Source organism: Intrasporangium mesophilum (assembly GCF_054783095.1).
The window spans coordinates 247,449-270,904 of the sequence record NZ_BAAGRF010000029.1; the positions used below are offsets into that span (position 1 = coordinate 247,449).

The following is a 23,456-nucleotide window of genomic DNA, read 5'->3' on the forward strand; positions in this document are numbered from 1 at the left end:
TGTGTCTCAGGGCCCGCTCCGGACGAGCTCCCGCCGACTCGGCGGCTGGGAGCCCACCGCCGCGCACCAGCGCGCGATCCTGCTCCCCGCTGCCGCGGCACTTGCCGCCGTGCTCGGCCGCCGGCCCGACCTGCTGGTCCTCACCGCGCCGCTCGTCGTCGCTGCCGTGTGGGGACACCTAGGCCGACCAAAGGCCGACGTGAGCGCGACGGCCGAGCTGCTCACGCCGACGCTGCGCGAGGGTGAGGCGACCGGCGTCGTCGTTCGCACAGAGCCGGTGCTTCACGAGGTCCACGGGGTGGTGACGCTTGCCCGGGTGCCGTGGATCGAGCGCAAGCCCGCGAGCGGCATCGTGAGCCTCGACGACGGGCGGGCCGGGATCGGCCTGCGCAGCACCCGGTGGGGCCGGCGCCGGATCGGCACCATCAGTGTGGCGCTGACCAGCGCATGGGGAGCGTTCCGCGTCGGCCCGACGGACCTTCCCGACCTGGAGTGCGGGACGTTGCCCGTTCCTGCCTACTTCGACGCCAAGGCCCCGACCCCACACCCGCGCGGCATCGTCGGGCTCAACCGGTCCAACCGTCCGGGTTCGGGCAGCGAGTTCAACACCATCCGGCGCTTCCACCCCGGCGACCGGCTGCGTCGGATCCACTGGCCGGTCTCGACCCGGACGGGCGAGCTCCACGTCACCTCGACGTTCACCGACGAGGACGCCCACGTCTTCCTGCTGGTCGATGCGTTCAGTGACCTCGGCCCCCGGGAGGGCGTCGACGGGAGACCGACGAGCCTGGACGTGACCGTGCGGGCCGCCGGTGCGATCAGCGAGCACTTCCTGCGCAGCAACGACCGGCTGACCCTGCGCACGGTCGGCGCGGCGAACGTCCCCACGCTCGGGATGGGCTCCGGCACGAACCACCTGCGGCGGGTCCTCGAGACGCTGGCGACCATCACGCCTGCGACCGAGCGGCGCGACACCGGTGAGAACGCAATCCGCGGCGTCGACCCGATGGCCCTGTGCCTCGTGCTGTCCCCGCTCGTGGAGCCCACACTCGTCTCGCTCGCGCACACACTTGCGGCGCGCGGCATGACCGTCGTCGTCGTCGACACCTTCCCTGAGCACCTGACGGACTCGGCGACCAACCTCTACGAGTCGCTGGCCTGGCGGATCCGGCTGCTGTCCCGCGATGCTCAGGTCAACAGCCTGCGGCTGCGCGGGGTGCCGGTCGTCCCGTGGCGTGGCCCGGGATCGCTCGACCAGGTGCTGCGCGACATCGCGCGCCGTGCCTCCGCGCCACGAATGTCGAGGCGGTGAGCCGATGAGTGCGACCCCGACCCGACCGAGGCGCGTGTGGACCTTCCACTTCGGCGCGGGACCGGAGTGGTCCCTCCGCCAGCTCGCCCTCACTGGCGCGCAGATTCTCGCTGTGGTGCTGTTTCTCGTCGCGATGGGCCAGGCCACGGGAGGCTTCGACGGCATCATCTGGGCCCTCGCGACCGTCCCCCTGCTGACGATGTCCTGGGCGGGGTCCGCGGTGCCCCTGGTGCTCTGGGGTCTGCTCGTGACGATCTGGTTCTACCTGTCCCCCACTGGCGCCTTCTCGTGGTGGTCGCTTCTCGGCGCGACCGGTGTCGCCCTCGGCCATGCGGCCAGCGCGCTGTCCGCGACGACCCCACCCGAGGGGCAGATCGCGCGCGAGGCGCTCCTGCGGTGGGCACGGCATACGGGCATCGCGTATGCCGCGGCGATCCCCGTCGCGCTGCTCGTCGGGGCGGTGCGAGACCGCGACCTCGCGATCGGCCCGGTCGCCTTCGTCATCGGGCTGCTCGGTCTGGCGCTCGGCCTGTGGCTCGTCAGGTCGAACCCGCCGGCGACCGGCGAGTAGCGCGGCCCACGAGCGCACGCGAGTGGCCGGTCGCGGCAGTGCTGCGGCGTCGCCCGGCTGCTCTCCGCAGTCCGCTCAGCCGGCAGAGCCGTCCCAGACCGCGGCCCACGGCACGTCCCAGCCGGCCATCTGGAGGCGCCGACCGACGAACGCGTCGTGCGGCAGGTCGACGACGCGCCCGATCGACGGCTCGTAGACGTCCAGCTCCTGGGCACCCGTCGCGGGCATGACCAGCACGACGTGACGCGGGCTCCAGGCGTTGCCGATGTAGAGGAGTGCGGGACGGCCGGCGCGCACCCGGGTGCGGAGGGCGGCATAGGTCGCATCGAGAGCACCGCTGGAGCCGAACCGGAACCACGCGACGTCGTAGTCGGCCGAAGGGTCCGCGGCGCCGAACTCGAGCTCGTGCAGCGCTCCCCACGGGGGCGTCCCGAGGGCGCGGGGCCACGGCAGCTGGAGTCGACCGCCGGCGCCGACGACGCCGTTGGTGCGACGAGCGACGACCTGCTCGTATGCCGCGAACCGCTGGGTCTCGGTGCCGGCGTCGGGGACGTCGCCGTCGCGGGCGTCCTTGTCCACCCCGTCACGGATCCACTCGGCGAACTGCGGATTGACGAGCATCCGGGCGATCGTCAGGGACGCTGAGCCGCACGTGGTGCGCGACTGCTGGGTCGGGGCGGCGTCACCGGCCCGGAGAACGAACGGCGCGACCACGGCTCAGCCTCTCGTCAGGCGGGATCTGGCTGGATCAGGCGGATTCCTTGCGCTGCCGCTTGGGACGAGGCTCGGCCTCGCGGCGCACGATGGTGGGGTTGACGTTGTCGAGGACGACCTCGCGTGTGACCACAACCCGGGCGATCTCGTCGTCGCTCGGCACATCGAACATCACGGGGAGCAGGACCTCCTCCATGATCGCCCGCAGACCGCGAGCACCGGTGCCACGCAGCAGGGCCTGGTCGGCCACCGACTCGAGCGCGTCGTCGGTGAACTCGAGCTCGACGCCGTCGATCTGGAACATCTTCTGGTACTGCTTCACGAGCGCGTTGCGCGGCGCCGTGAGGATGTTGACCAGGGCCTGCTGGTCCAGCGGGGCGAGCGTCGTGATGACCGGGAGCCGGCCGATGAACTCGGGGATCAGGCCGAACTTCAGCAGGTCCTCGGGCATGACGTCGGCGAAGGTGTCGGCGAGGTCCTTGGGACTGTGCAGCGCGGCACCGAAGCCGAGGCCCTTGCGCCCGGAGCGTGACTCGATGATCTTCTCGAGCCCGGCGAACGCCCCACCGACGATGAACAGCACGTTCGTCGTGTCGATCTGGATGAACTCCTGGTGCGGGTGCTTGCGCCCACCCTGCGGCGGCACAGACGCAGTGGTGCCCTCGAGAATCTTCAACAGCGCCTGCTGCACGCCCTCGCCGGAGACGTCACGCGTGATCGACGGGTTCTCGCTCTTCCGGGCGATCTTGTCGACCTCGTCGATGTAGATGATCCCGGTCTCGGCCTTCTTGACGTCGTAGTCGGCAGCCTGGATGAGCTTCAGCAGGATGTTCTCGACGTCCTCGCCGACATAGCCTGCCTCGGTCAGCGCCGTCGCATCAGCGATCGCGAACGGGACGTTCAGCATCTTCGCCAGGGTCTGGGCCAGGTAGGTCTTGCCCGAGCCCGTCGGGCCGATGAGCAGGATGTTGGACTTCGCGATGTCGACATGCTCGTCGTCGCGCTTCGGGCCCTCACCCGCCTGGATGCGCTTGTAGTGGTTGTAGACGGCGACGGCGAGGGACTTCTTCGCGGTGTCCTGCCCGACGACGTAGTTCTCGAGGAACTCGAAGATCTCCCGTGGCTTGGGCAGGTGGTCAAGGCCCAGCTCGCTGCTCTCGGCGAGCTCCTCCTCGATGATCTCGTTGCACAGGTCGATGCACTCGTCACAGATGTAGACGCCCGGACCGGCGATGAGCTTCTTGACCTGCTTCTGGCTCTTTCCGCAGAACGAGCACTTGAGGAGGTCTCCGCCTTCTCCGATGCGTGCCACCGATCAGCTCCTGGTCCGTCGTCGAGCGAGCGCTGGGGTGCGTTCGGCTCGAGCCCCAACCTGGGGGCCGCTTCCTATTAGACGACGGACGGCCCCGCCACCGCTCGCGCAACGCCGGTTTGTCCGCTCATGGCTGACAAACGACGCGGGTGTCACTTGAACCGTGTTCCAGCGAATCACTGCTGGTCAGGGGCCTTCCGGCGGTCGTCCTGCGCGCCTGAGCGCCCGGACCAGAGGCCCAGCAGGACTGCCAGTGCGATGCCGCCGACGACCAGCACGACCAGCGCGCCGAGCATGACGAGCACGATCCACGCAGGCGACCACACCTGCGGCCCGAAGCCGACCGCCGCATCCATAGATCCCACCCTAGGCCGCAACTTCCGACCACTCGGTCAACTGTCGTGGCCCTGAGCGAGGTCACACCACGACACCCGACCATGTGGCCGATGGTGGTGGGCCGGCGTCAGGTCGGAACGGCGATGTCATCGTGCCGGCTCGGAAAGTGCAGTCGCCACTCATCCGACAGCCGCGGGACACGCATGCCCTGGTCGCGCATCGCTCCCGCGACGCGGCTCAGGGTTCGGGCCGGCGTCCGGAATATGTCCTTGGAGCGCACGACTACCCGGCGCCAGCGGTTGTTGTCCATCCACTCACGTCGGTCGATGTCGACTCCCCACTGCACGTCCGACTCCGCGTGCTGGCGCCCGTCGTACTCGACGACGACCCGGCAGTCGGGAAAGCAGAGGTCGAACCGGTAACGCACTCGACCGTCCGGCCACCTGACCACGTGGTTCACGCAGGGCTCGGGCAATCCGGCGAGCACCATCAGCAGCCGAAGCCGCGTCTCCATCGGTGAGTCGACATCGGCCCGGACGAGATCGGCCGCTCGCCGCGCCAGGCGTCGCGACCGTCCGTCGTATGCCGCGGCCGCCTCCACGAGCTGCCCTGGTGTGACGTGCCTGCCCTTGACCAACGAGTCGCCAAGCACGACGAGGTCGACGAGACCGAGCTCGTCGCTCAGGTCGACGAAGGTCGATGCCGGCGTCGTGACTCTCACACCCCGCAGGGTGGTGCCGAGCTGCGCCGACTTTCTCCGGTGTGACTTGAGTCCCTGGACCCTGATCCGCCGCGCGCAGGTGACATGGGCCAGCCCGTCGTCCGGGACGATCCCGCCCCAGATACGCGCAGCCGACTGGTGTGAGGCGACAGCGCCCACCCCGGCGACGAGCAAGGCGGCTTCGGCCGTGATCAATGGTGTTACTGCAGCTGCGGCGCTGATGTAGACCCCATGGAAGAGGCGGCGGTAGCGCCTCGATCGCAGGTCCCACGGCGTCAGCCCTTCGGGCGGCACGAGCTCGCGACGTCCGGTGGAATCGACGCGGACCTGTACGCGGAATGGGCGCAGACCGAAGGCAACCATGGCCTGATGCTGGCCGACACCAACGTGCTGACGCCGTCGCTATCCACAGCCTCTTGCCGTCACCACATTCGACCAGCTGTCGCTTTGTTGTGGCCCGGCACCGCTCGGGGCCACCACAGCCGACCAACTGGTCAGTTGTCGCGACCCTCAGCTGGCGGTGAGGTCGGAGACGATCGCGACGTACTGTTCCTCGGCCGCGTCAGTCGAGGTGCCCGACAGCTTCGCCCAGGCGTCGTACTTGGCGCGTCCGACAGGGTTCATCATGCCCGGGCGCGAGCCGGCGACATCGCCCTCGGTCGCCTGCTTGTAGAGGGCGTAGAGCCGCAGCTTGACGTCGTTGCCCGGGTCATCGGTGAGGCCCTTGACCGCCTCGACCGCCGATTCGAACTGTGCGCTGGCCATGCCCACAGACTAGTGGCGGTATGCCGGAGGGCCGGGTCCCAGCGGAACCCGGCCCTCCGGAATACTGCTGTGGCTCAGACTTCGAGCGAGGCCTTGCGCGAGGCGAGCACCTCGTCGATGAGGCCGTACTCCCTGGAGTCCTCGGCCGACAGGATCTTGTCGCGCTCGATGTCCTCACGGACCTGGTCGGCCGTGCGGCCGGTGTGGCTCGCGATCGTCTCCTCGAGCCAGGTGCGCATGCGCAGCACCTCGTTGGCCTGGATCTCGATGTCGGAGGCCTGGCCGTAGTCACCGCCGGACAGGGCCGGCTGGTGGATGAGGATGCGAGAGTTCGGCAGGGCGAAGCGCTTGCCGGGTGCGCCGGCGCCGAGCAGCACGGCCGCGGCTGACGCCGCCTGGCCGATGCAGAAGGTCTGGATGTCGGGACGCACGAACTGCATCGTGTCGTAGATCGCCGTCATCGCCGTGAACGAGCCGCCCGGGCTGTTGATGTACATGAGGATGTCGCGGTCGGGGTCCAGCGACTCGAGCACGAGCAGCTGGGCGATGATGTCGTCGGCGGATGCGTCGTCGACCTGCACGCCGAGGAAGATGATGCGGTCCTCGAACAGCTTGTTGTACGGGTCCGAGCGCTTCATGCCGTAAGACGTGCGCTCCTCGAACTGAGGCAGGATGTAGCGGCTCGAGGGCTGCGGGACAGCGAGCCGGCTGGTGGGTTCGATCATCATGGGTGGGTCTCCAAACTCCTGGTCAGGCCGCCGTGGTCACTTGTCGCCCTTGGCGTCGGCACTGCCGACACCGGTGCCCTCGACCGCCTGGTCGGAGCGCGTGAAGACGTGGTCGACGAAGCCGTACTCCTTGGCCTCCTCGGCGCTGAACCAGCGGTCGCGGTCGGAGTCCTTGGTGATCTGCTCGATCGACTGGCCGGTGTGCTCGGCGATCAGCTCTGCCATCTGGTTCTTGACGTAGAGCATCTGCTCGGCCTGGATCTTGATGTCAGTCGCAGTGCCGCCGATGCCGCCGGACGGCTGGTGCATCATGACCCGCGCGTGGGGCGTGGCGTAGCGCTTGCCCTGGGTGCCCGCCGACAGCAGGAACTGGCCCATCGAGGCAGCCATGCCCATCGCGACCGTGGCGACGTCGTTGGGGATCCAGTTCATGGTGTCGTAGATCGCCATTCCGGCCGAGATCGAGCCACCGGGGCTGTTGATGTAAAGCCAGATGTCCTTCTCCGAGTCCTCGGCGGACAGCAGCAGCAGCTGAGCGCAGATAGCGTTCGCGTTGTCGTCACGCACGTCGGAGCCGAGGAAGATAATCCGCTCCTTGAGCAGACGGTTGTAGATGTGGTCGTCCAGACCACCAGGTGCGCCGTTGCCGTTGGCGGAGGTCTCCGAAATCACCAAAGTCTCCATCGTCGAAGTGGTCCAGCCGCACGGGTCTCCGCTGTGGGTCGGGAGTCGCCGGCTGGCTCGTCACTGACCCTAACGCCCGCCGTGGGGACCAGATTTCCCGAACCGCGTCGTGTTCGCCGTGAGCGCACAAACCTGAGCCGGGGCGACGCAAGGACCCCGCCGGGTGGAGCCGAAACGGGGACGGAGAGCGTGCTCCCCGTCTCCCCCTCGTTCCGGTATGCCGTCCGGCGGGGTCCCGGGCACGGTGCCCTTCGTGCCCGACCGGTCTCCCTACAGGGCGGACCGGTGTCGGTGGTGGTCTGCGAGACTGCGCAACTACTCGTTACGTCCGTTGTCCTGGCCCGACTCGCCGGCGTCGGCCGACTGCGGGTCGTAGGCAGGATCGGACCCGAGGTCGCGCTGGTGCGATCCGGCGCCCGAGGGGTCGCGCACGGCCTGCCGCGACGCGTCGAGGGTGTCGGCCCTCGTGTCGTCGTGGGCGGTGCTGCCATCGAGGTTGCCGCGCTCGGCGTCCTCTCGCGGGTCACGCTCCCTTGTCGTCGACTCGTCCTCCGTCAGCCCTTCCGGGACGCCGACAGGTCCCTCGGGGCTCGAGTCGGTCAGGTCGTCGAAGCTCGTCATCGGTGCTCCTCACACACGGTGTCAGGGCCGTCGGCCCGGTCCGCCAGCTGCCGACGGCCATCAGACTCGTACCCCGTCAGGGCCCGAAGGCACCACCGAACCCGCCTGGACACACCAGTGGCCGGCCCAGAGGCAAGCTCCAGGCCGGCCACCCGGCATACAGCGTGATCAGGTCAGGCGTCGGCCTTCTGCGGGGCCTCGTCGGCCGCCTCGCCCTGCTCCGCCTGGTCGGACAGCTGGGCGATGAGCTCGTCGTCACCCTCGGTGCCGGGGACAGCCTCGTTGAGGTCGACGACGTTGCCCGCCGTGTCCTTGACCGACACCTTCTCGAGGACCGTCGCGAGCGCCTTGCGGCGGGCGACCTCGGCCACCATCGCGGGGATCTGGCCGTCCTTGTCGATCTGCTGGGCGAAGGCGTTGGGGTCCATGCCGTACTGCTGCGAGCTCATGACGAGGAACTCGATGAGCTCGGCCTGCTGGACCTGGACCTCCTCCTTCTCGGCGATCGCGTCGAGCAGCAGCTGGGTCTTGAGGCCCTTTCGGGTGCTCTCGTCGACCTCGGCGCGGTGCTCGTCGTCCTCCAGGCGGCCCTCGCCCTCGAGGTGCGAGTGGACCTCCGCCTCGACGACGCCCTCGGGGATCGGCACCTCGACCTTGTCGAGGATCGCCTCGAGGAGCTGGTCGCGAGCCGCCACGCCCTGAGCGAACTTGGCGTCGATCTCGGCCTTCTTCACCAGGTCCGCCTTGAGGTCCTCCAGGGTGTCGAACTCGGAGGCCAGCTGGGCGAACTCGTCGTCCAGCTCGGGCAGCTCACGCTCCTTGACGGCGGTCACCGTGACAACGCACTCGGCGTCCTGGCCCTCGCGGTCGCCGCCGGCCAGCGGGGCCATGAAGGTCTTGGTCTCGTCGGCGCTCATGCCGACCAGTGCCTCGTCGAGGCCCTCGAGCATGTTCTTGCTGCCGACCTCGTAGGACACGCCCTTGACGGCGTCGATCTCCTCGCCGTCGATCTCGGCGGCCAGGTCGATGGAGACGAAGTCGCCGTCCTGAACCGCACGGTCGACGCCCTTGAGGGTGCCGAAGCGGGCGCGCAGGTCGTCGAGGCGGGCGGCGACGTCCTCGTCGGCGACGGTGGCCTCGTCGACGGTCAGCTCGATGTCGGAGAAGTCGGGCAGGTCGATCTCGGGGCGCGTGTCGACCTCGGCCGTGAAGCTGAAGTCGTCACCGTCGCTCGAGGGCACCTGCAGATCGGTGATCTCGGGCTGGCCGAGCGGGCGCACGGCGTTGGCCTCCAGGGCCTGGCCATAGAAGTCGGGCAGGGCGTTGTTCACGGCCTCCTCGAGCACGGCGGCGCGGCCGACACGCTGCTCGATGATGCGGGCAGGGACCTTGCCCTTGCGGAAGCCAGGCACCTGGATGTGCTCTCCGATGTGCTTGATCGCCGCATCGAGGCTCGGCTTGAGCTCCTCGAACGGGACCTCGACGGTCATCTTGACCCGGGTCGGGCTGAGGGTCTCGAGCGCGCTCTTCACTGCGGGTTACTCCATTTGGGATGGGGTGCCGACCTGACGGTCGGCGGGACATTGACGGACCGACGCACCATGCTATAGGCCACGCGCCCGCAGGCTAAATGGGCATCGCGCAGGCGGCCCTATGCTCGGTGGCCATGAGCCAGTGGCTGACCCCCAACTCGTCGCCCGAACGGGCCGCGCTGCGCCCCGTCCAGATGATCAGCGGCATCGTCGGCATGGGAGCCATCATGCTGTCGGCTGTGCGGATCCTGGTGGACCCGACGGCCCCGATGCCCTCCCCATGGGCGGTCGCCCTCGTGCTGGTGGCGCTCGTCGGGTCGGCGATGGCCATCCGGGCGGTGGGCTACTCGGTGCCGGCCCTCCCGCTCGGACTGCCTCGCGAGAACGCCGAGACGACCAGCCTGCGCTTCTTCACCTCGACCACCACCCTGCGCAGCGCGCTGTCCGAGGCACCGGTCCTCGTGGCGTTCGCGGCGTCGTTCGCGTTCCTGCCGCACTCGTGGCTGCCGCTGATCATCGCGCTGCCCGGCGGCATCGCCCTGTTCTGGGTGCACGCCTGGCCGTCCCCACGCACCGCCGCGGCCGTCGAGGAGGGCCTCGAGGCCGATGGCGCCGAGAGCTACCTCAGCGAGGCGCTCGGCTTCCGCTGACGCGGGCGGCCGGCGTTCGTCACTCGACCGTGCCGCCGCTGCGCCAGTAGACGCCCTCGGCACGGTCGAGGAACCCTTCCTCGACGAGGTACCTGCGCAGCGCGGCGACGTCCGGGTGATAGGGCCGCAGCAGGTTGTTGACGCTCGTCTCGTCGTACCTCTCCCCCGGCTCGAACTCCTGGGCGACGTGGTCGAGGATGACGAGCCTCTTGCGGATCTTGGTCGGGATGCTCTTCAGGCTGCCGTCCGGCGCGACGAAGGCTCGCAGCACGGCGTCCTTGTCGCGCAGGGCGTCCTGCAGGTCAGGGCGGAACATTCGGCCCACGCTAGGCGTCGACTCGGCACACGCCAACTGGATTCCGGTCAGTCGACGCGCTCCAGCTCAGAGGGTCGCCACGTCTTGTCGAACCACGGCTCCAGCGGCCCGTACAGCCGAAGCATCGGGAACCAGCTCTTCCCGGGCACTGTCTGGATCCAGTTCGCCTCCCTGCCCTCCGGAGCCTCCGGCCCGAACCACAGGTGGACCGAGCCGTCGTCCTCGCTGACCACCGTGCCGCTCAGGCTCATCAGGCTGGGGTACGGGTTGTCGGTCTGGAGCAGGGAGCGCGTCTGGGTGTCGTAGACGTCGACGGACCAGAAGTTCTTCGCGGGCGGGTTCGGCGGGAGGGTGAGGCGGTATGTGTGGCTCCCGTCGAGGATGGCGCCTTCGGCGTCGTGAACGAGGTACGCGTAGGCGGAGCCAGCGCCCACCTGCGCGTGCGCCATGGCGGGCGTGATCACCGTTGCGAAGTAGTGGAACTGGGTGCGCGCGTCGAGGAGCCGGGCGCCGTCACGCATGAACTCGTAGCTGCCGCCGACGAACGCCTGCAGCCAGCGCGAGCCCTCATAGAGGTATGCCGCTGGGTCACGCGGCGCGAAGACGAGGGCCCGGCTGATCGCCGCGCCCGCATGGGCTGCCTGTTCGAGGAGCTCCCGCCGCCGGTCGTCCGGGGCGAAGGGCTGCCCGCGCACGATCCCGATTGCGGCGAGCTGTCCCGCCCGCTCCGGGTCCAGAGACTCGACCGGCTCCTCCTGCACCAGCTCGTCGACCTCCTCGAAGAACGAGATGTCGTTGGCGTGCACCGTGTTGAACTGAAGGTCCGCGACGTTGACGAAGTCCATGGCGGGTGGGTTGTCGGCCTCCGCCAGGGCGTACACCTTGGTCTGCTTCAGCGCGGGCACACCACCGAGGGCGCGGAACACCACCCAGTTGGTGAAGGTCGGCGTCCGGTAGACGAAGTACCCCTCCGGAACCTCGCCGTCATAGCCAGGGGGCAGGAACAGGTACCGGCCCCCTTCGCCTCGGTCGGGGCCGGCGATCCCCATGTCCGCGACATAGCGGAACCAGAAGTCGTCGACTACGCACAGCGACTCCTTGGGCGGCTCGATCACGACCGGACCGGAGCGGAGGTCGATGAACATCGTCCCGTAGGTCGTCTCGGTGTTCGGGGTGAGGAACAGGGCGCCCGAGTTGGCTCGGGGGTCGGTGTACGCCAGCTGCGTCGGCTCGGTGAGCCCGATGCTCCGGAACCCGCGCCTCATCGCGACGAGGGACGCACCGGGCGCGGTGTTGAGGAACACTTCGACAGCACGCATGAAGTCGAGCGAGGCATAGAGCTTCGCGACGGTGTCGTCCGTCGGCACCCCGTCGAAGAGCTCGTACTCGCCGAGCGGTGTCGAGACCCGGCTCGGCGTGCTCACGGCCTGCAGGCTCCGTTCCATGTCGTCCGCGCTTGCGCTGCTCACCGTGTCAGCCATCGTCGTTCCTCCGAGTCCCCGTCGTCTGCTCGTGTGGCGGGTCGTCGCCGCTGTGATGGCGATGAGTCCCCTGAGCCTCAGAGTCTTCGCGTCGGCGGCGGTCGGTTGCCTCACCCCGATCAGGTGACCGGCGGTGGTGGCGCCCGGGCGATCGACGTCTACGGCCAGATGGTGACGGACGGGCGTGACGAGGCGCTGGACGCTTTCGCTGCGGCGCGCGCGTCCTCAACCGTGGTCACGCAGTCTGTCGAGGCGCCCGCGATCGAGCACTGAGCCTTGCTGCATGTCTCAACGATCGTGAGCTTGATGCCGGTGTCACTGTGGGTGGGTCCAGCGTGCCTCGTAGCCGTTCGACTCGGCCCGTGTGCTGACCCGTTGAGCGCCGTTGGTGCCCCAGTTGTTCACCCTCCCAGCGCAATCCCCGCGAGGTCATCCTGGTTAAGCAGGCGCCGATGGCCGGCCGAAGACGTCGCACCAGTCACCACAGCTTGCGCCCGCATATCGAAGTAGGCCTGAAGCGAGCCCCGGATGGCCTGCCACGCCTGCCTGCTCAGGCCAGTGTGGAGGAGATCCGGCGCGGAGTTCTGAGCGCCTGCAGTCCCTGCGGAAGCGCTTCCCGCCCTGGCGCGGTCGCGCCAAGCCCCAGTGCCGATCCGATCAGTGTCCTTCGCGCATCGGTCACAGCCGACCCTCCTGCCGAACCAGCCGCATCGCGCCGCGGGAAGTACCTCTGGCGACCCGCAGTCGCCTGCACGAACGATGTGCTCTTCTCACACGCGCCTCCAAACAGTGGTCGGGACCCAAGCGACCGGTCACCCTTGACCCGTCGGGCCAAGGGCGCGAACGCCGCTACCTTCACCGACCAAGACGCGTCACCCATGCGTGCGATGTCGACAGACGTCTTCCCCGACGCGCCGTCAGGCGACCCCAGATGCGTACGTGATGTGTACGTGGGTCGCGCCAAGGCGCACCGCCGTGCTCAGAAATCGGAGCGGGCGACGAGAATCGAACTCGCGTAATCAGTTTGGAAGACTGAGGCTCTACCATTGAGCTACGCCCGCAGGCCTCCGGTCGTGTGCGCAGATATCTGTGCACGACCGGCGATCCGAGGCGCTAGCCTACTGGTTCGCGTCCGACCGCCGAAATCGACCCGCCCGCGGGTCTCTTCGTGCGGTGCACCTCGGGCGCACGTCACACGACGGGGCATGGCGCAGTTTGGTAGCGCGTCCGCTTTGGGAGCGGAAGGTCGCAGGTTCAAATCCTGTTGCCCCGACTTTGCGAGCCGGGGAAGGAAGCCGACGGAGTCGGCCCTCCTTCCCCGGCTCGCTTCGTCGGAGCCACAGGATGCAGGGAGGCCGAGCAGGCGCGGCGAGGAACGAGCTGGTCGCATGGCATGTCGCCCGTCAGGTCGTCGTAGGTGCTGCCGGAGCGGCATCAAGGACGACATGACCGGCGACATGACCGGTACCATGACCGGCCATCGAGCCCGCCGCTGCAGAACTCAGTCGACGAGGTCGAGACGTAGCTCGTTGATGGTTCGGCCCGCCGCGAGCCCCTTGGCCTCGAAGCCCTGCTGGGGTCGCCACACCGGCCGCTCGGTCCGGGAGGCGACGAAGCGAGGGTGCGCGGCGACCTCGGCGAGGACGTGCTCGGCGTAGTAGTCCTGGTCGGTCGCGATGAGCACACGGCCGCCAGGTCTGAGGACGCGGGCCAGCAGGTCGAGGTTGGTCGGGCTGACGAACCGCCGCTTGGTGTGCTTCTTCTTTCGCCACGGGTCCGGGAAGAACAGGTGCACGGCCTCGAACGTGTCGTCGACCACGCGCTCCTCGAGAAAGACGACCGCATCGCCCTGTTCGATCCGCAGGTTCGGCACCCCCGCCTCGTCGGCGCGGGCGAGCATGCGGGCGAGCCCGGGGGTGTGCACGTCCATCGCCACGATGTCGTGCTCAGGGAAGGCAGCGGCATACGCGATGGCGGCGTGGCCGTGACCGCAGCCGATCTCGAGCACGACGGGGGCCTGGCGGCCGAAGGTTGCGACGGGGTCGAACGGTCCGGCCGGCAGCGCCCGGCCTGGTCCCAGCCGCTCCACCCGGTCGACGGTGAGCGCGGACAGCCGACCGCGCCGCACGAAGCTGCGGACGCGGGTGGGGGTCACGCCCTCGGGGAGCTCGGGCACGACGTGGTCCTTGCGATGGGGACGGGGCGTGGCGCTCGTGGGCTCGTCGGTCACCACCGCATCGTAGTGAGGACGCGTTCACCCGAACTTCACGGGCTGAGTGGGTTGCGGTCGCCACCGACGGCGCTAGGTTGATGAGGGTCGGGGGCCATCGGCGGTCCCCGCTGACCGTAAGGGGCGCCCATGAGCATGTTCGACAACATGAAGGACAAGGTCAGCGACCTCGTCGACGAGCACGGCGAGCAGGTGGGTGAGGGCGTCGACAAGGCCGGCGACTTCATCGACGAGAAGACCGGTGGGCAGTACGCCGACAAGGTCGACCAGGGCCAGGCGGCCGCCAAGGACGCCCTCGACAACCTCGACGGTCAGGACGACGACATCAGCTGACCAGCAGGGTCCCAGGCCGTTCAGCTGCGCCAGATCGTGACAACCGCACGGTCGTCACCGAGGCCGGCTGCGGCCTGGTCGCACAGTCGCTGGGCCAGGCCCTCGAAGCCGGTCCGGATGAATGACTCCGCTCGGCCGAGCATGCGGTCGATCCCGTCGACGAGCGCCTTGTCACGTGCCTCGATGACACCGTCGCTGTAGAGCACGAGCGCGTCGCCGCGGCGGATCGTCCCACTCTCGCGCGGGTACTCGGCGCGCTCGATGACGCCGAGCAGCGGCCCACGTCCCCCTGCGAGCATCCGCCACCGGCCGGAGCCTGCGGTGAACTGCGCGGCGGCGGGGTGCCCGGCATACCCGATGGTGAAGTTGCCGCTCTCGAGGTCGATCGCGACATGGACCGCAGTGGCGAAGCCCTCGGGCCAGCGCCGACGGAGCATGTGGTTGTTGGCCGAGGTCAGGAAGCCTGCTTCGCTCATCTCCCCCAAGAGGCCGCCGAGTGCCCCCGAGAGCAGCAGCGAGCGGGTGCCGGCCTCGCGCCCCTTGCCCGACACGTCGACCAGCGCCACCTCGAGGGTGCGCCCGTCGGTGGACCGGCTCGCGACGACGAAGTCCCCGGCGAAGCCGTCGCCGTAGGCGGACTCGAGAGCAACCTCGGCGCCCCACGACGGGGGGAGCACGGGCAGCTCCCCCTGCGCCCGGAGCCGGTCACGCATGTCGACGAGCATCGACTCGCCACTGACCCCGACGACACCGACCTGCGCCCGCGCATGGGAGAGCCAGAGCATGAGCATCATCGTGGCGACCGTGACGATCTGCGCGCCGGTCGTCGTGGGCTTGTCGGGTCCGAGGTACGCCCCGAGGATGGCCATCGCGAGGAACAGCCCGAGATACACCACGAGCAGGTAGCGGGGCTCGAGGAACAGACCCGCGGCGACGACGATGAGCCCATAGACCCCCCACGGCACCGTGGTCGGCCACATCTTGACGGCCCAGGTGGTGGCCACGCTCAACAGGAGGAAGAACGCGACCAGGGCCCAGGGTGCCCGGGACAGCGAAGGCCCGAGGAGTCGGAGGCGGCGGATCGGTCCGGCAGCGTAGCGCGAGCGTCGAGAGACCATGCTCTCGTTGGTGGCCACGTGCCTCCCTTGCAGGTCTCGAGGGGTCCGAACCGGGCCCGCCGGACCGATGGTGGTCAGCCCGCGTCCGAGTCCGGCAGCGCCGGCAAGTTCCCCGTGTTCTCGTACGCGGAAACCATACCCAGCCGACGGCTGTGGCGCTCCGCATCGGTGAATTCCGTGGAGACGAACGTGTCGACGATCTGCTTGGCCAGGTCGTCGGCGGTGAAGCGGGCTCCGATCGACACGACCTGTGCGTTGTTGTGCTCGCGGGCGAGGGCTGCCAGCTCGGGCGACCAGGCCAGTGCTGCCCGGATGCCGGAGACCTTGTTGGCGGCGATCTGCTCGCCGTTGCCCGAGCCGCCGAGCACGATGCCGAGGGTCCCGTCCTCCGCCGCGACAGCCTCGGCCGCGCGGAGCACGTAGACGGGGTAGTCGTCCTCGGGGTCGTACGCGAACGGCCCGTGGTCGACGACATCGTGGCCTGCCTCGCTGAGGTGGGCGACGAGGACCTTGTGGAGGTCGTATGCCGCGTGGTCGCCACCGATGTGGATGCGCATGTCCGTCCTTGGTTGAGTGCGTCGAAGCCGGTCTGGAGCCGGTCTGGATTCGGTCAGGTGAAGATGGGGCCCTGGGTGCGCGTGCGCTTCAGCTCGAAGAAGCCCGGCGTGCCGGCCACCAGCAGGCAGCCGTCCCACAGTCGTGCGGCGTCCTCGCCCTTGGGTGAGGGCGTCACGACCGGTCCGAAGAAGGCGACACCGTCGACCGCGATGATCGGCGTGCCCACGTCGGTGCCGACGAGGCTGATCCCGCGCTTGTGGCTGCGGTGCAGGGCCGCGTCGTACTTCTTGTGGTGTGCCTCCTTGGCCAAGGGGGCCGGAAGCCCGGCCTCCGCGAGCGACTCGCGGATCACCTCGTCGAAGTCGCTCATCTTGCGCAGGTGGATGCGCGTGCCCATCGCGTCGTAGAGCGGCTTGATGACGCCGGGACCGTGCTGCTCGGCAGCGGCGATGATGACCCGGACGGGCCCCCACGCCTCGTCCATGCGCGCGCGGTAGGCGGCGTCGAGGTCATGACGGTGCTCGTTGAGAACAGCGAGGCTCATGACCGACCACGTGACGTCGACGTCGCGAAGTGTCTGGACCTCCATGAGCCAGCGCGAGGTCATCCAGGCCCACGGGCAGATGGGGTCGAACCACATCTCGACCGAGGCACGGCCGTGGTGTTCGGTGGCGGCGGTGGGAGGGTTCGCGGCAGCCATGGCGCCATCATGGCACCCGAACCTGACCGGCCCGCGGGTGGCCGAACGCTCTGCGAGTCGTGCGAGGATGGCCCGCGACGACGGCGCCCGATCGGCGCCGCGTCTGCCCGCATCCGTCCCCAGGAGGTCCCTACGTGCCCGGCAAGAACCTGACCCGCGACGAGGCGGCGAGCCGCGCTGCAGTCCTGCGCGTCGACAGCTACGACGTCAGCCTCGACCTCACCACGGGCCCGGAGAACTTCAACACCGTGACCACGGTCCGCTTCACCTGCCGCGAGCCGGGGTCCGACACGTTCATCGACCTCATCGCCGACTCCGTGGAGCGGGTGACCCTCAACGGCGTCGACCTCGACCCGGCAGAGGTCTTCGCCGACTCGCGAGTCGCACTGCCCGGCCTCGCCGCCGACAACGTCGTGACCATCGACGCGACGGGCCGCTACACGAACACCGGCGAGGGCCTGCACCGCTTCGTCGACCCGGTCGACAACGAGGTGTACCTCTACACCCAGTTCGAGGTGCCCGACTCACGGCGGATGTACGCCGTCTTCGAGCAGCCCGACCTCAAGGCGTCGTTCCAGTTCACGGTGACCGCCCCGGCGCACTGGAAGGTCGTCTCGAACTCCCCCACCCCGCAGCCGGTTGCGGCCGAGGTCGTCGACGGGGTCGAGCGCGCCACGTGGGAGTTCTCGCCGACGGGCCGCATCTCGTCCTACATCACCGCCCTCATCGCCGGGCCGTACGACGAGGTGCGCGACGAGGTCCGGACCCGCAACGGCGTCGTGCCTCTCGGCGTCTTCTGCCGCAGGTCGCTGACGCAGTACCTCGACGCGGACAACATCTTCGACTGCACGAAGAAGGGCTTCGCCTTCTTCGAGGCTGAGTTCGACCAGCCGTACCCGTTCGAGAAGTACGACCAGATCTTCACGCCCGAGTACAACATGGGTGCGATGGAGAACGCCGGCGCCGTGACGTTCACCGAGATCTACGTCTTCCGCTCCAAGGTCTCCGAGGCGAAGATCGAGCGTCGCGCGCTGACCATCCTGCACGAGCTTGCGCACATGTGGTTCGGCAACCTCGTCACGATGAGGTGGTGGGACGACCTGTGGCTCAACGAGTCCTTCGCCGAGTGGGCCTCGACGACCTGCCAGGCCGAGGCGACCGAGTGGACGAACGCCTGGACGACGTTCGGCACGGCCGAGAAGGCGTGGGCCTACACCCAGGACCAGCTGTCGTCGACGCACCCCATCGCGGCGGACATGCGCCACCTGGAGGACGTCGAGGTCAACTTCGACGGCATCACCTACGCCAAGGGCGCCTCGGTGCTCAAGCAGCTCGTCGCCTACGTCGGCCGCGAGCCGTTCGTCGCCGCGCTGCGGGAGTACTTCCGCAAGCACGCCTGGGGGAACACCACGCTCGCCGACCTGCTCGCGGAGCTCGAGACCGCTTCGGGCCGTCAGCTCAGCGACTGGTCCAAGCTGTGGCTCGAGACGGCGGGCGTCAACACGCTCCGCCCGGTCTTCGAGGTCGGCGCGGACGGGCGGTACACCTCGTTCGCGATCGCCCAGACGTCCACGGAGGAGCACCCGACGCTGCGACCCCACCGGCTCGGCATCGGCCGGTATGCCGTCAGGGACGGCGCGCTCGAGCGCGTCGGTTACCACGAGATCGACATCGCCGGAGAGCTCACGGACATCGACGAGCTCGTCGGGCTCGAGCAGCCTGACCTGCTGCTGATCAACGACGACGACCTCGCCTACGCCAAGATCCGCCTCGACGAGCGCTCGCTCGCGACGGCGCTGGCCCTGCCGCGTGGCTTCCAGAGCTCGCTGCCGCGCTCGCTCGTCCTGGGAGCGACGTGGGACATGACGCGCGACGCCGAGATGCCCGCCCGCGACTTCGTGCGGTTCGTCCTCGACTCGCTGCCGGGAGAGAGCGACTCGACGCTGCTGCGCGTGCTCGTCAACCAGATCGTCACGGCCACCCGCCTCTACACCGCTCCGGAGCGCCGGTCGGACACGGCCGCGCTCCTGTCCGCCTCGCTGCGGACCCTCGCCGATGCGGCAGAGCCGGGCAGCGACGCCCAGTTCCAGCTCGTCGAGGCGTGGGCCAACACGACCGCCGACCGCGCCGACGAGGCCCGGCTCCGGGCCCTGCTCGCCGGTGAGGAGTCGCTGCCTGGCCTGGGCGTCGACACCGAGCTGCGCTGGACCTTCACCAAGGCACTGGCCGCCCTCGGGGTGCTCGGTGCGGACGAGCTGCAGTCCGAGCTCGACCGCGACCCGACCTCGACCGGCAAGGAACGCCACGCTGAGGCTCTGGCGGCCCGTCCCACCGCGGAGGCCAAGGCCGACGCCTGGGCCAAGGCGGTCGAACAGAACGTCCTGCCCAACCAGATGGTCGAGGCCATCGGCGCCGGCTTCAGGCGCTCAGCCGACGTGTCGCTGCTCGAGCCCTACGTCGCGAAGTACCACGACATGCTCGTCGACGCCTGGGCCGAGCGCAGCGTCGCGATCGGCGAGCGGGTGGTCCAGGGCTTCTACCCGTTCGCCCTGGCCAGCACCGAGCTCAAGGACGCCTCGGACACCTGGCTGGCTCGGCACCCGGACGCCCAGGCAGGCCTGGTGCGCACGGTGTCGGAGAACCGCGACACGATCGCCCGGGCCCTGGCCGCCCAGGAACGCGACCGACAGGCGTGAGCCTGTAGGCCGGCCACGAGGCCGGCGTCAGATCCGGCGACGCCGTCGCGCCGGGTCACCCTCGACGGTGACCCGGCGCGGCGGCATACACCGGGCACACGGCATACCCCCCCGGCGCACGGCACACCAGGCCGACGCCAAGGCTCCGACGACGTGGCCCCGACATCGACACCTGACCCGACCTCGCCACGACACCGAAACGACTGAGACGCTGTGACTGACACCTTCACGATGCTTGCGCCCACAGTCCAGGCCCACGACCCGTCCGTGGACTGGCCTGTCCATCTGGGAAAGGAGGGACAGTTGGTGCTCTCGATGCCCAGCGTCACGTGGGACCAGGTCTACAACTGGGTGATCGGCACACCCGTCCTGATCCTGATCACCGTCGTGGCCGGCATCATCGCGCGGTGGCTGCTGATCCGGGTCATCAACCGCGTCGTCGCCTCGACGACCGCCCGCGCCAACGAGCGGCTGGCCAAGCTGCCGGGGGCGAACCGCGCCCTCCAGGCCGTCGGGGTCGCCGGCGAGCGCACCATCCAGCGCACAGAGACGATGGGCGCCCTGCTCAAGAGCATCACGACGTTCCTCGTCTACACCATCGTCGGCCTGACGGTCATGTCCCTGCTCGGCATCCCTCTCGGCCCGCTGCTCGCGTCGGCGAGCATCGGTGGTGTCGCTCTCGCCTTCGGCGCGCAGAGCCTCGTCAAGGACTTCCTGTCCGGCGTCTTCATGATCATCGAGGACCAGTACGGCGTCGGCGACGTCATCGACACCGGTGAGGTCATCGGCACCGTCGAGAACGTCTCGCTGCGGATCACGCAGCTGCGCGACGGGAGCGGGATGACGTGGTACGTGCGCAACGGGGAGATCCTGCGCATCGGGAACCGGACCCAGGGCTGGTCGACCGCGACCGTCGACATCCAGATCGCCTACGACGAGGACGTCGAGCGGTCGCTGCAGGTCATTCGCGAGGTCGTCTCGACGATGGGCGAGGAGGACCAGTGGAAGGCCGTGCTGCTCGAGGAGCCCAACGTCACCGGGGTCGAGTCGATGGGCAACGGCGCGATCACGATCAGAGTCCTGGCCAAGACGATCGCCAACGAGCAGTTCGGGCTGCAGCGCGAGATCCGCGAGCGGGTCAAGCGTGCCTTCGACAAGGAGGGCATCCGCAGCCCGGTCGCCGTGATGCCGCCGTTCGGGGGCGCCGCGCCGGTGTGAGCGCCGGCTGAGAGACTGCACCCGTGACGTACTACGACGACTTCGGCGGCCACGAGACGTTCGCCAAGCTCGTCCGCGAGTTCTACCGCGGGGTTGCCGAGGACGAGGCGCTGCGCGCGCTGTATCCGGAGGACGACCTCGGTCCCGCGGAGAACCGGCTGCGGATGTTCTTCGAGCAGTACTGGGGCGGGCCCACGACCTACTCCGAGCAGCGCGGACACCCGCGGCTGCGGATGCGGCACATGCCGTTCGCGGTCAGTCCCGACATGCGCGACCGCTGGCTGCTGCACATGATGAGCGCCGTCGACACGCTCGAGCTGGCACCGGAGCACGACGACCTGCTGCGCGACTACCTCACGCGTGCGGCATACAGCCTGGTGAACACGGCTGGGCCCGACGGGACGTTCTGAAAGGGACGCCCAGGACTCACAGCAAGTCACAGGCGAAAGCCGGCGCGGGCGGGACGCTCGAGGTGTTTGCTGGTGCTGAGGACCCCTGGGCGGACGCGCCCGAGGGCTGATGGAGGGACGCCAGATGGTCTCGATCAACAGGAAGACTGCCAGCGTCGTCGTCGTGGGCGCGGCCGCCGCGGCCATCGGCCTCGGGATCTCCGCTGCGGCCCGCGCAGACACGACGCCGACGCCGAGCCCCACCAGCTCGCCGAGCACTCCGAGCCCCGGCGCGACGAACCCGGCACCCGGACCCGGCGACCACGGACACGGCAAGGGCTGGGGCCCCGGCGGCCGCTTCGGCGGTGTCGGCGGCGTCGGCAAGGGCGCGGACCTCTCGGCGCTCGCGAGCAAGCTCGGTGTCGACGAGACGACGCTGCGCGACGCGCTCAAGAAGGTCGGCGACGACCTCAAGGACCAGTTCAAGGCCGCGCGGAAGTCTGCTGCGCCCGGCGCGAAGCCCGACGTGAGCGCCCTGCAGGACCAGTTCGCGCAGCTGCTCGCCAAGGAGCTCGGGCTCGACGTGAACAAGGTCAAGACGGCCCTGGCCGAGGTGCGGACAGCCGCTGCGGCAGACCGTCAGAAGGCCTTCGACGACCGGCTCGACCAGGCCGTCAAGGACGGGAAGCTGACCCAGTCCGAAGCAGACGCCGTCAAGAAGGCGGCCAAGGAAGGCATCATCGGGATGGGGCGCGGACCTCGCTGACGCGGTAGCCGCTGATCCACGCGCTGGACTTCTCGGTGACGACGTAACGGAAGGCCAGGCGCATCATCGCGTCGCGGACGAGGCGACCGATGCGGCCCGGGATCTTCGAGCTGCTGCTCCGCGCACCCACTGCGACGATCTTCTCCACACGCGTCCTCCGGACCGCGTCGTATGCCGTGAACGCCTCCTCGATCGTGGCCGCGTCGCGCAGGCAGGTCGCGAGCACCACGGCGTCCTCGATCGCCATCGAGGCACCCTGGCCTGAGCTCGGCGACGGCGCATGAGCGGCGTCGCCGACCACCACCATGCGCTCCCGATGCCAGTGCTTCACGTGCCCGAGGTCATGGGTGTTGTCGGCCCAGAGCTCCAGCCGCCCGGTGCGGATCAGCTCCGCGGCGGGCCCGGTGTCGGGCGCCATGCATTTCTCGAGCCGGTCCTTCCACTCTGTCACCGAGGTGCTCTCCCGCTCCTGCCGGCTGATCGCATCGCGGGGCAGGTTGACGAACCAGACGACATCTCCCGACGGCGTCGGGTGCGCTCCGAAGAAGGCTTCGGAGCCGAAGACGAAGTGCCACTGACGGGCCGGAAGGCTGTCAGCGAGCGGGGACGCCTGCGTGATCCCGCCGAAGTTGGTGAGCCCGACGTAGCGGGCCTGCGACGCTTTCGGGTCGATGGTGCGTCGAACGACGGAGTGGACGCCATCGGCGCCGACGAGCAGGTCACCCTCCACGATCGAGCCGTCGGCGAGCGTCGCGGTCACGCAGTCCGTCCGGCTCTCGATGTCGACGACGCGGCTGGAGTACCTGACCTCGATCCCCCGTCGTTCCGCCTCGTCTGCGAGCGCGCGTCCGAGGCGCGAACGCTTCATGGTCAGTGCCACGGTCCCGTCGGGCAGCGGCGAGCCGAGCGACATCGAGCCGAGCACCGAGCCGGTGGCGCCTACCATCACGTTCCGCTCGGACGGGAAGCCCACCTGGGTGGCGAGAGTGCGTGCGCCGATGACCTCGAGGGCATGCAGCCCGTTGGGCGCGATGGTGAAGTACGACCCGACCTCACCATCCGACTTCGGCCAGGCCTCGAGGACGACGGCCTCGATCCCGACCTGCTGCAGGGCCAGTGCGGTGGCCGGCCCCGCGATGCCGCCTCCCACGATCACAGCTTTCATCCTGGTACCCTTTCCTACGAGATTCATATAGTTCGATATTCGAAAGGCTAAGGGTATGCCGCCCTCCCGTCAACCCGGCAGAGGCGACCTGGTGCGCGCGCTCGGCGAGGCGATGCAGCAGTACCAGCGGTCCGTGCAGGCCTTCGACGATGCCGTCGGTCGGCGCCTGGGACTCGGGCCGGCCGACCTTCGCTGCCTCGACTGGCTGGCCGACGGCCCCAAGACCGCGGGCGTGCTGAGCCGAGCCACGGGACTGCGACCTGCGGCGACGACGGCCCTCATCGACCGCCTGGAGAGCCGGGGTCTCGTGCGTCGCCGGCGACCGGAGACCGACCGTCGCACCGTTCTCGTCGAGATGACCGAGCTCGGTCACGCCCGCACCTGGGAGGTGTACGGACCCCTCGTCGCAGCGGGTCAACCGATGCTCGACGAGCTGAGCGTCGACCAGCTCGAGTTCATGCTGGACTACCTCGTGCGGATCCGTGACCTCACGGACGAGCACCGCGAAAGGCTGACCGGCGGTGGAGACAACTGAGAGCG

At 69.1% G+C, this 23,456-nt stretch carries 26 protein-coding genes and 2 tRNA genes; 11 read left to right on the forward strand and 17 right to left on the reverse strand.

Features of this window, described 5'->3' with window-relative positions; translation table 11 throughout:
* Position 1: 1 nt before the first annotated feature.
* Both ACYVLP_RS21020 and ACYVLP_RS21025 read left to right on the forward strand, forming a co-directional pair.
* Positions 2-1,312 carry a DUF58 domain-containing protein gene (locus tag ACYVLP_RS21020; protein ID WP_460629264.1) on the forward strand — a complete coding sequence of 437 codons (1,311 nt, stop codon included), beginning with the start codon at positions 2-4 and terminating at the stop codon, positions 1,310-1,312.
* Between the two features lie 4 nt (positions 1,313-1,316).
* The gene (locus tag ACYVLP_RS21025; protein WP_460629265.1) at positions 1,317-1,883 is read left to right on the forward strand and encodes a hypothetical protein; all 567 of its coding nucleotides are present in this window, start codon (positions 1,317-1,319) and stop codon (positions 1,881-1,883) included.
* A gap of 75 nt (positions 1,884-1,958) precedes the next feature.
* Here ACYVLP_RS21025 and ACYVLP_RS21030 read toward each other — a convergent pair whose 3' ends face one another.
* The 9 genes from ACYVLP_RS21030 to tig form a co-directional block, all read right to left on the reverse strand.
* Entirely contained in the window at positions 1,959-2,597 is a 639-nt protein-coding gene (locus ACYVLP_RS21030; RefSeq protein WP_460629266.1) for a hypothetical protein, read from the reverse strand.
* Positions 2,598-2,631: 34 nt separating this feature from the next.
* Positions 2,632-3,909 carry an ATP-dependent Clp protease ATP-binding subunit ClpX gene (gene clpX / locus ACYVLP_RS21035; RefSeq protein ID WP_460629267.1) on the reverse strand — a complete coding sequence of 426 codons (1,278 nt, stop codon included), beginning with the start codon at positions 3,907-3,909 and terminating at the stop codon, positions 2,632-2,634.
* Positions 3,910-4,085: 176 nt separating this feature from the next.
* On the reverse strand, positions 4,086-4,265 hold the full coding sequence (locus ACYVLP_RS21040) for a hypothetical protein (RefSeq protein ID WP_460629268.1): 180 nt from the start codon (positions 4,263-4,265) through the stop codon (positions 4,086-4,088).
* 107 nt (positions 4,266-4,372) lie between these two features.
* Positions 4,373-5,329: a hypothetical protein gene (locus ACYVLP_RS21045; RefSeq protein WP_460629269.1), complete on the reverse strand. Its 957-nt coding sequence runs from the start codon at positions 5,327-5,329 to the stop codon at positions 4,373-4,375.
* A 147-nt stretch (positions 5,330-5,476) separates the two neighbouring features.
* Positions 5,477-5,731, reverse strand: coding sequence for an acyl-CoA-binding protein (locus tag ACYVLP_RS21050; RefSeq protein ID WP_460629270.1), 255 nt, complete (start codon positions 5,729-5,731; stop codon positions 5,477-5,479).
* A 74-nt stretch (positions 5,732-5,805) separates the two neighbouring features.
* Positions 5,806-6,459, reverse strand: coding sequence for an ATP-dependent Clp protease proteolytic subunit (locus ACYVLP_RS21055; RefSeq protein WP_452268921.1), 654 nt, complete (start codon positions 6,457-6,459; stop codon positions 5,806-5,808).
* Between the two features lie 36 nt (positions 6,460-6,495).
* Positions 6,496-7,131: an ATP-dependent Clp protease proteolytic subunit gene (locus ACYVLP_RS21060; protein WP_460629271.1), complete on the reverse strand. Its 636-nt coding sequence runs from the start codon at positions 7,129-7,131 to the stop codon at positions 6,496-6,498.
* Positions 7,132-7,458: 327 nt separating this feature from the next.
* Complete coding sequence (locus tag ACYVLP_RS21065; RefSeq protein WP_460629272.1) at positions 7,459-7,764, reverse strand: hypothetical protein; 306 nt, start codon at positions 7,762-7,764, stop codon at positions 7,459-7,461.
* Positions 7,765-7,937: 173 nt separating this feature from the next.
* Complete coding sequence (gene tig, locus ACYVLP_RS21070) at positions 7,938-9,296, reverse strand: trigger factor (protein WP_460629273.1); 1,359 nt, start codon at positions 9,294-9,296, stop codon at positions 7,938-7,940.
* Between the two features lie 134 nt (positions 9,297-9,430).
* Between tig and ACYVLP_RS21075 the strand changes: the two genes are divergently transcribed.
* Positions 9,431-9,946: a hypothetical protein gene (locus tag ACYVLP_RS21075; RefSeq protein ID WP_460629274.1), complete on the forward strand. Its 516-nt coding sequence runs from the start codon at positions 9,431-9,433 to the stop codon at positions 9,944-9,946.
* A 19-nt stretch (positions 9,947-9,965) separates the two neighbouring features.
* Here the strand turns inward: ACYVLP_RS21075 and ACYVLP_RS21080 are convergent, their stop codons facing one another.
* Together ACYVLP_RS21080 and ACYVLP_RS21085 are read right to left on the reverse strand one after the other, a co-directional pair.
* Complete coding sequence (locus ACYVLP_RS21080; protein WP_460629275.1) at positions 9,966-10,262, reverse strand: DUF2087 domain-containing protein; 297 nt, start codon at positions 10,260-10,262, stop codon at positions 9,966-9,968.
* Positions 10,263-10,309: 47 nt separating this feature from the next.
* Complete coding sequence (locus tag ACYVLP_RS21085) at positions 10,310-11,743, reverse strand: DUF1254 domain-containing protein (protein ID WP_460629276.1); 1,434 nt, start codon at positions 11,741-11,743, stop codon at positions 10,310-10,312.
* A 123-nt stretch (positions 11,744-11,866) separates the two neighbouring features.
* Between ACYVLP_RS21085 and ACYVLP_RS21090 the strand changes: the two genes are divergently transcribed.
* Entirely contained in the window at positions 11,867-12,016 is a 150-nt protein-coding gene (locus tag ACYVLP_RS21090) for a hypothetical protein (protein ID WP_460629277.1), read from the forward strand.
* A gap of 717 nt (positions 12,017-12,733) precedes the next feature.
* Here the strand turns inward: ACYVLP_RS21090 and ACYVLP_RS21095 are convergent.
* Positions 12,734-12,804 (reverse strand) — tRNA-Gly (locus ACYVLP_RS21095).
* Between the two features lie 138 nt (positions 12,805-12,942).
* On the opposite strand from ACYVLP_RS21095, the gene ACYVLP_RS21100 reads away from it, so the two are divergent.
* A tRNA-Pro gene (locus ACYVLP_RS21100) sits at positions 12,943-13,016 on the forward strand.
* 228 nt (positions 13,017-13,244) lie between these two features.
* Here the strand turns inward: ACYVLP_RS21100 and trmB are convergent.
* The gene (gene trmB / locus ACYVLP_RS21105; protein ID WP_460629278.1) at positions 13,245-13,973 is read right to left on the reverse strand and encodes a tRNA (guanosine(46)-N7)-methyltransferase TrmB; all 729 of its coding nucleotides are present in this window, start codon (positions 13,971-13,973) and stop codon (positions 13,245-13,247) included.
* Between the two features lie 129 nt (positions 13,974-14,102).
* Between trmB and ACYVLP_RS21110 the strand changes: the two genes are divergently transcribed.
* Positions 14,103-14,306, forward strand: coding sequence for an antitoxin (locus ACYVLP_RS21110; protein WP_452268932.1), 204 nt, complete (start codon positions 14,103-14,105; stop codon positions 14,304-14,306).
* 20 nt (positions 14,307-14,326) lie between these two features.
* On the opposite strand, the gene ACYVLP_RS21115 is transcribed toward ACYVLP_RS21110, so the two are convergent.
* From ACYVLP_RS21115 to ACYVLP_RS21125, 3 genes are read right to left on the reverse strand one after another with little or no spacing between them, the layout of a single operon-like run.
* On the reverse strand, positions 14,327-15,442 hold the full coding sequence (locus tag ACYVLP_RS21115; protein WP_460629279.1) for a PP2C family protein-serine/threonine phosphatase: 1,116 nt from the start codon (positions 15,440-15,442) through the stop codon (positions 14,327-14,329).
* A 56-nt stretch (positions 15,443-15,498) separates the two neighbouring features.
* Complete coding sequence (locus ACYVLP_RS21120; RefSeq protein ID WP_460629280.1) at positions 15,499-15,981, reverse strand: ribose-5-phosphate isomerase; 483 nt, start codon at positions 15,979-15,981, stop codon at positions 15,499-15,501.
* A 53-nt stretch (positions 15,982-16,034) separates the two neighbouring features.
* The gene (locus ACYVLP_RS21125; protein WP_460629281.1) at positions 16,035-16,682 is read right to left on the reverse strand and encodes a mycothiol-dependent nitroreductase Rv2466c family protein; all 648 of its coding nucleotides are present in this window, start codon (positions 16,680-16,682) and stop codon (positions 16,035-16,037) included.
* Positions 16,683-16,816: 134 nt separating this feature from the next.
* Here ACYVLP_RS21125 and pepN point away from each other — a divergent pair, with 134 nt between their 5' ends.
* From pepN to ACYVLP_RS21145, 4 genes are all read left to right on the forward strand, one after another.
* Positions 16,817-19,378 (forward strand): aminopeptidase N, encoded by a 2,562-nt coding sequence (gene pepN / locus ACYVLP_RS21130; RefSeq protein ID WP_460629282.1) that lies wholly within the window; start codon positions 16,817-16,819, stop codon positions 19,376-19,378.
* Positions 19,379-19,591: 213 nt separating this feature from the next.
* Positions 19,592-20,596, forward strand: coding sequence for a mechanosensitive ion channel family protein (locus ACYVLP_RS21135; RefSeq protein WP_460629283.1), 1,005 nt, complete (start codon positions 19,592-19,594; stop codon positions 20,594-20,596).
* Between the two features lie 23 nt (positions 20,597-20,619).
* Positions 20,620-21,006 (forward strand): globin, encoded by a 387-nt coding sequence (locus ACYVLP_RS21140; RefSeq protein WP_460629284.1) that lies wholly within the window; start codon positions 20,620-20,622, stop codon positions 21,004-21,006.
* A 124-nt stretch (positions 21,007-21,130) separates the two neighbouring features.
* On the forward strand, positions 21,131-21,751 hold the full coding sequence (locus ACYVLP_RS21145; protein ID WP_460629285.1) for a hypothetical protein: 621 nt from the start codon (positions 21,131-21,133) through the stop codon (positions 21,749-21,751).
* Here the strand turns inward: ACYVLP_RS21145 and ACYVLP_RS21150 are convergent.
* Complete coding sequence (locus tag ACYVLP_RS21150; protein WP_460629286.1) at positions 21,723-22,916, reverse strand: FAD-dependent monooxygenase; 1,194 nt, start codon at positions 22,914-22,916, stop codon at positions 21,723-21,725. The genes ACYVLP_RS21145 and ACYVLP_RS21150 overlap by 29 nt on opposite strands.
* Before the next feature lie 55 nt (positions 22,917-22,971).
* On the opposite strand from ACYVLP_RS21150, the gene ACYVLP_RS21155 reads away from it, so the two are divergent.
* The gene (locus ACYVLP_RS21155; protein ID WP_460629287.1) at positions 22,972-23,451 is read left to right on the forward strand and encodes a MarR family winged helix-turn-helix transcriptional regulator; all 480 of its coding nucleotides are present in this window, start codon (positions 22,972-22,974) and stop codon (positions 23,449-23,451) included.
* Positions 23,452-23,456 lie beyond the last annotated feature (5 nt).

What these genes read in the sequence shown, in the direction of transcription:
- ACYVLP_RS21025 (WP_460629265.1), top strand. Translation starts at nt 1,317, where the DNA reads ATGAGTGCGACCCCGACCCGACCGAGGCGCGTGTGGACCTTCCACTTC.
- ACYVLP_RS21040 (WP_460629268.1), bottom strand. Translation starts at nt 4,265, where the DNA reads ATGGATGCGGCGGTCGGCTTCGGGCCGCAGGTGTGGTCGCCTGCGTGG.
- ACYVLP_RS21045 (WP_460629269.1), bottom strand. Translation starts at nt 5,329, where the DNA reads ATGGTTGCCTTCGGTCTGCGCCCATTCCGCGTACAGGTCCGCGTCGAT.
- ACYVLP_RS21050 (WP_460629270.1), bottom strand. Translation starts at nt 5,731, where the DNA reads ATGGCCAGCGCACAGTTCGAATCGGCGGTCGAGGCGGTCAAGGGCCTC.
- ACYVLP_RS21055 (WP_452268921.1), bottom strand. Translation starts at nt 6,459, where the DNA reads ATGATGATCGAACCCACCAGCCGGCTCGCTGTCCCGCAGCCCTCGAGC.
- ACYVLP_RS21065 (WP_460629272.1), bottom strand. Translation starts at nt 7,764, where the DNA reads ATGACGAGCTTCGACGACCTGACCGACTCGAGCCCCGAGGGACCTGTC.
- ACYVLP_RS21075 (WP_460629274.1), top strand. Translation starts at nt 9,431, where the DNA reads ATGAGCCAGTGGCTGACCCCCAACTCGTCGCCCGAACGGGCCGCGCTG.
- ACYVLP_RS21080 (WP_460629275.1), bottom strand. Translation starts at nt 10,262, where the DNA reads ATGTTCCGCCCTGACCTGCAGGACGCCCTGCGCGACAAGGACGCCGTG.
- ACYVLP_RS21085 (WP_460629276.1), bottom strand. Translation starts at nt 11,743, where the DNA reads ATGGCTGACACGGTGAGCAGCGCAAGCGCGGACGACATGGAACGGAGC.
- ACYVLP_RS21110 (WP_452268932.1), top strand. Translation starts at nt 14,103, where the DNA reads ATGAGCATGTTCGACAACATGAAGGACAAGGTCAGCGACCTCGTCGAC.
- ACYVLP_RS21120 (WP_460629280.1), bottom strand. Translation starts at nt 15,981, where the DNA reads ATGCGCATCCACATCGGTGGCGACCACGCGGCATACGACCTCCACAAG.
- ACYVLP_RS21125 (WP_460629281.1), bottom strand. Translation starts at nt 16,682, where the DNA reads ATGGCTGCCGCGAACCCTCCCACCGCCGCCACCGAACACCACGGCCGT.
- ACYVLP_RS21145 (WP_460629285.1), top strand. Translation starts at nt 21,131, where the DNA reads ATGGTCTCGATCAACAGGAAGACTGCCAGCGTCGTCGTCGTGGGCGCG.
- ACYVLP_RS21150 (WP_460629286.1), bottom strand. Translation starts at nt 22,916, where the DNA reads ATGAAAGCTGTGATCGTGGGAGGCGGCATCGCGGGGCCGGCCACCGCA.
- ACYVLP_RS21155 (WP_460629287.1), top strand. Translation starts at nt 22,972, where the DNA reads ATGCCGCCCTCCCGTCAACCCGGCAGAGGCGACCTGGTGCGCGCGCTC.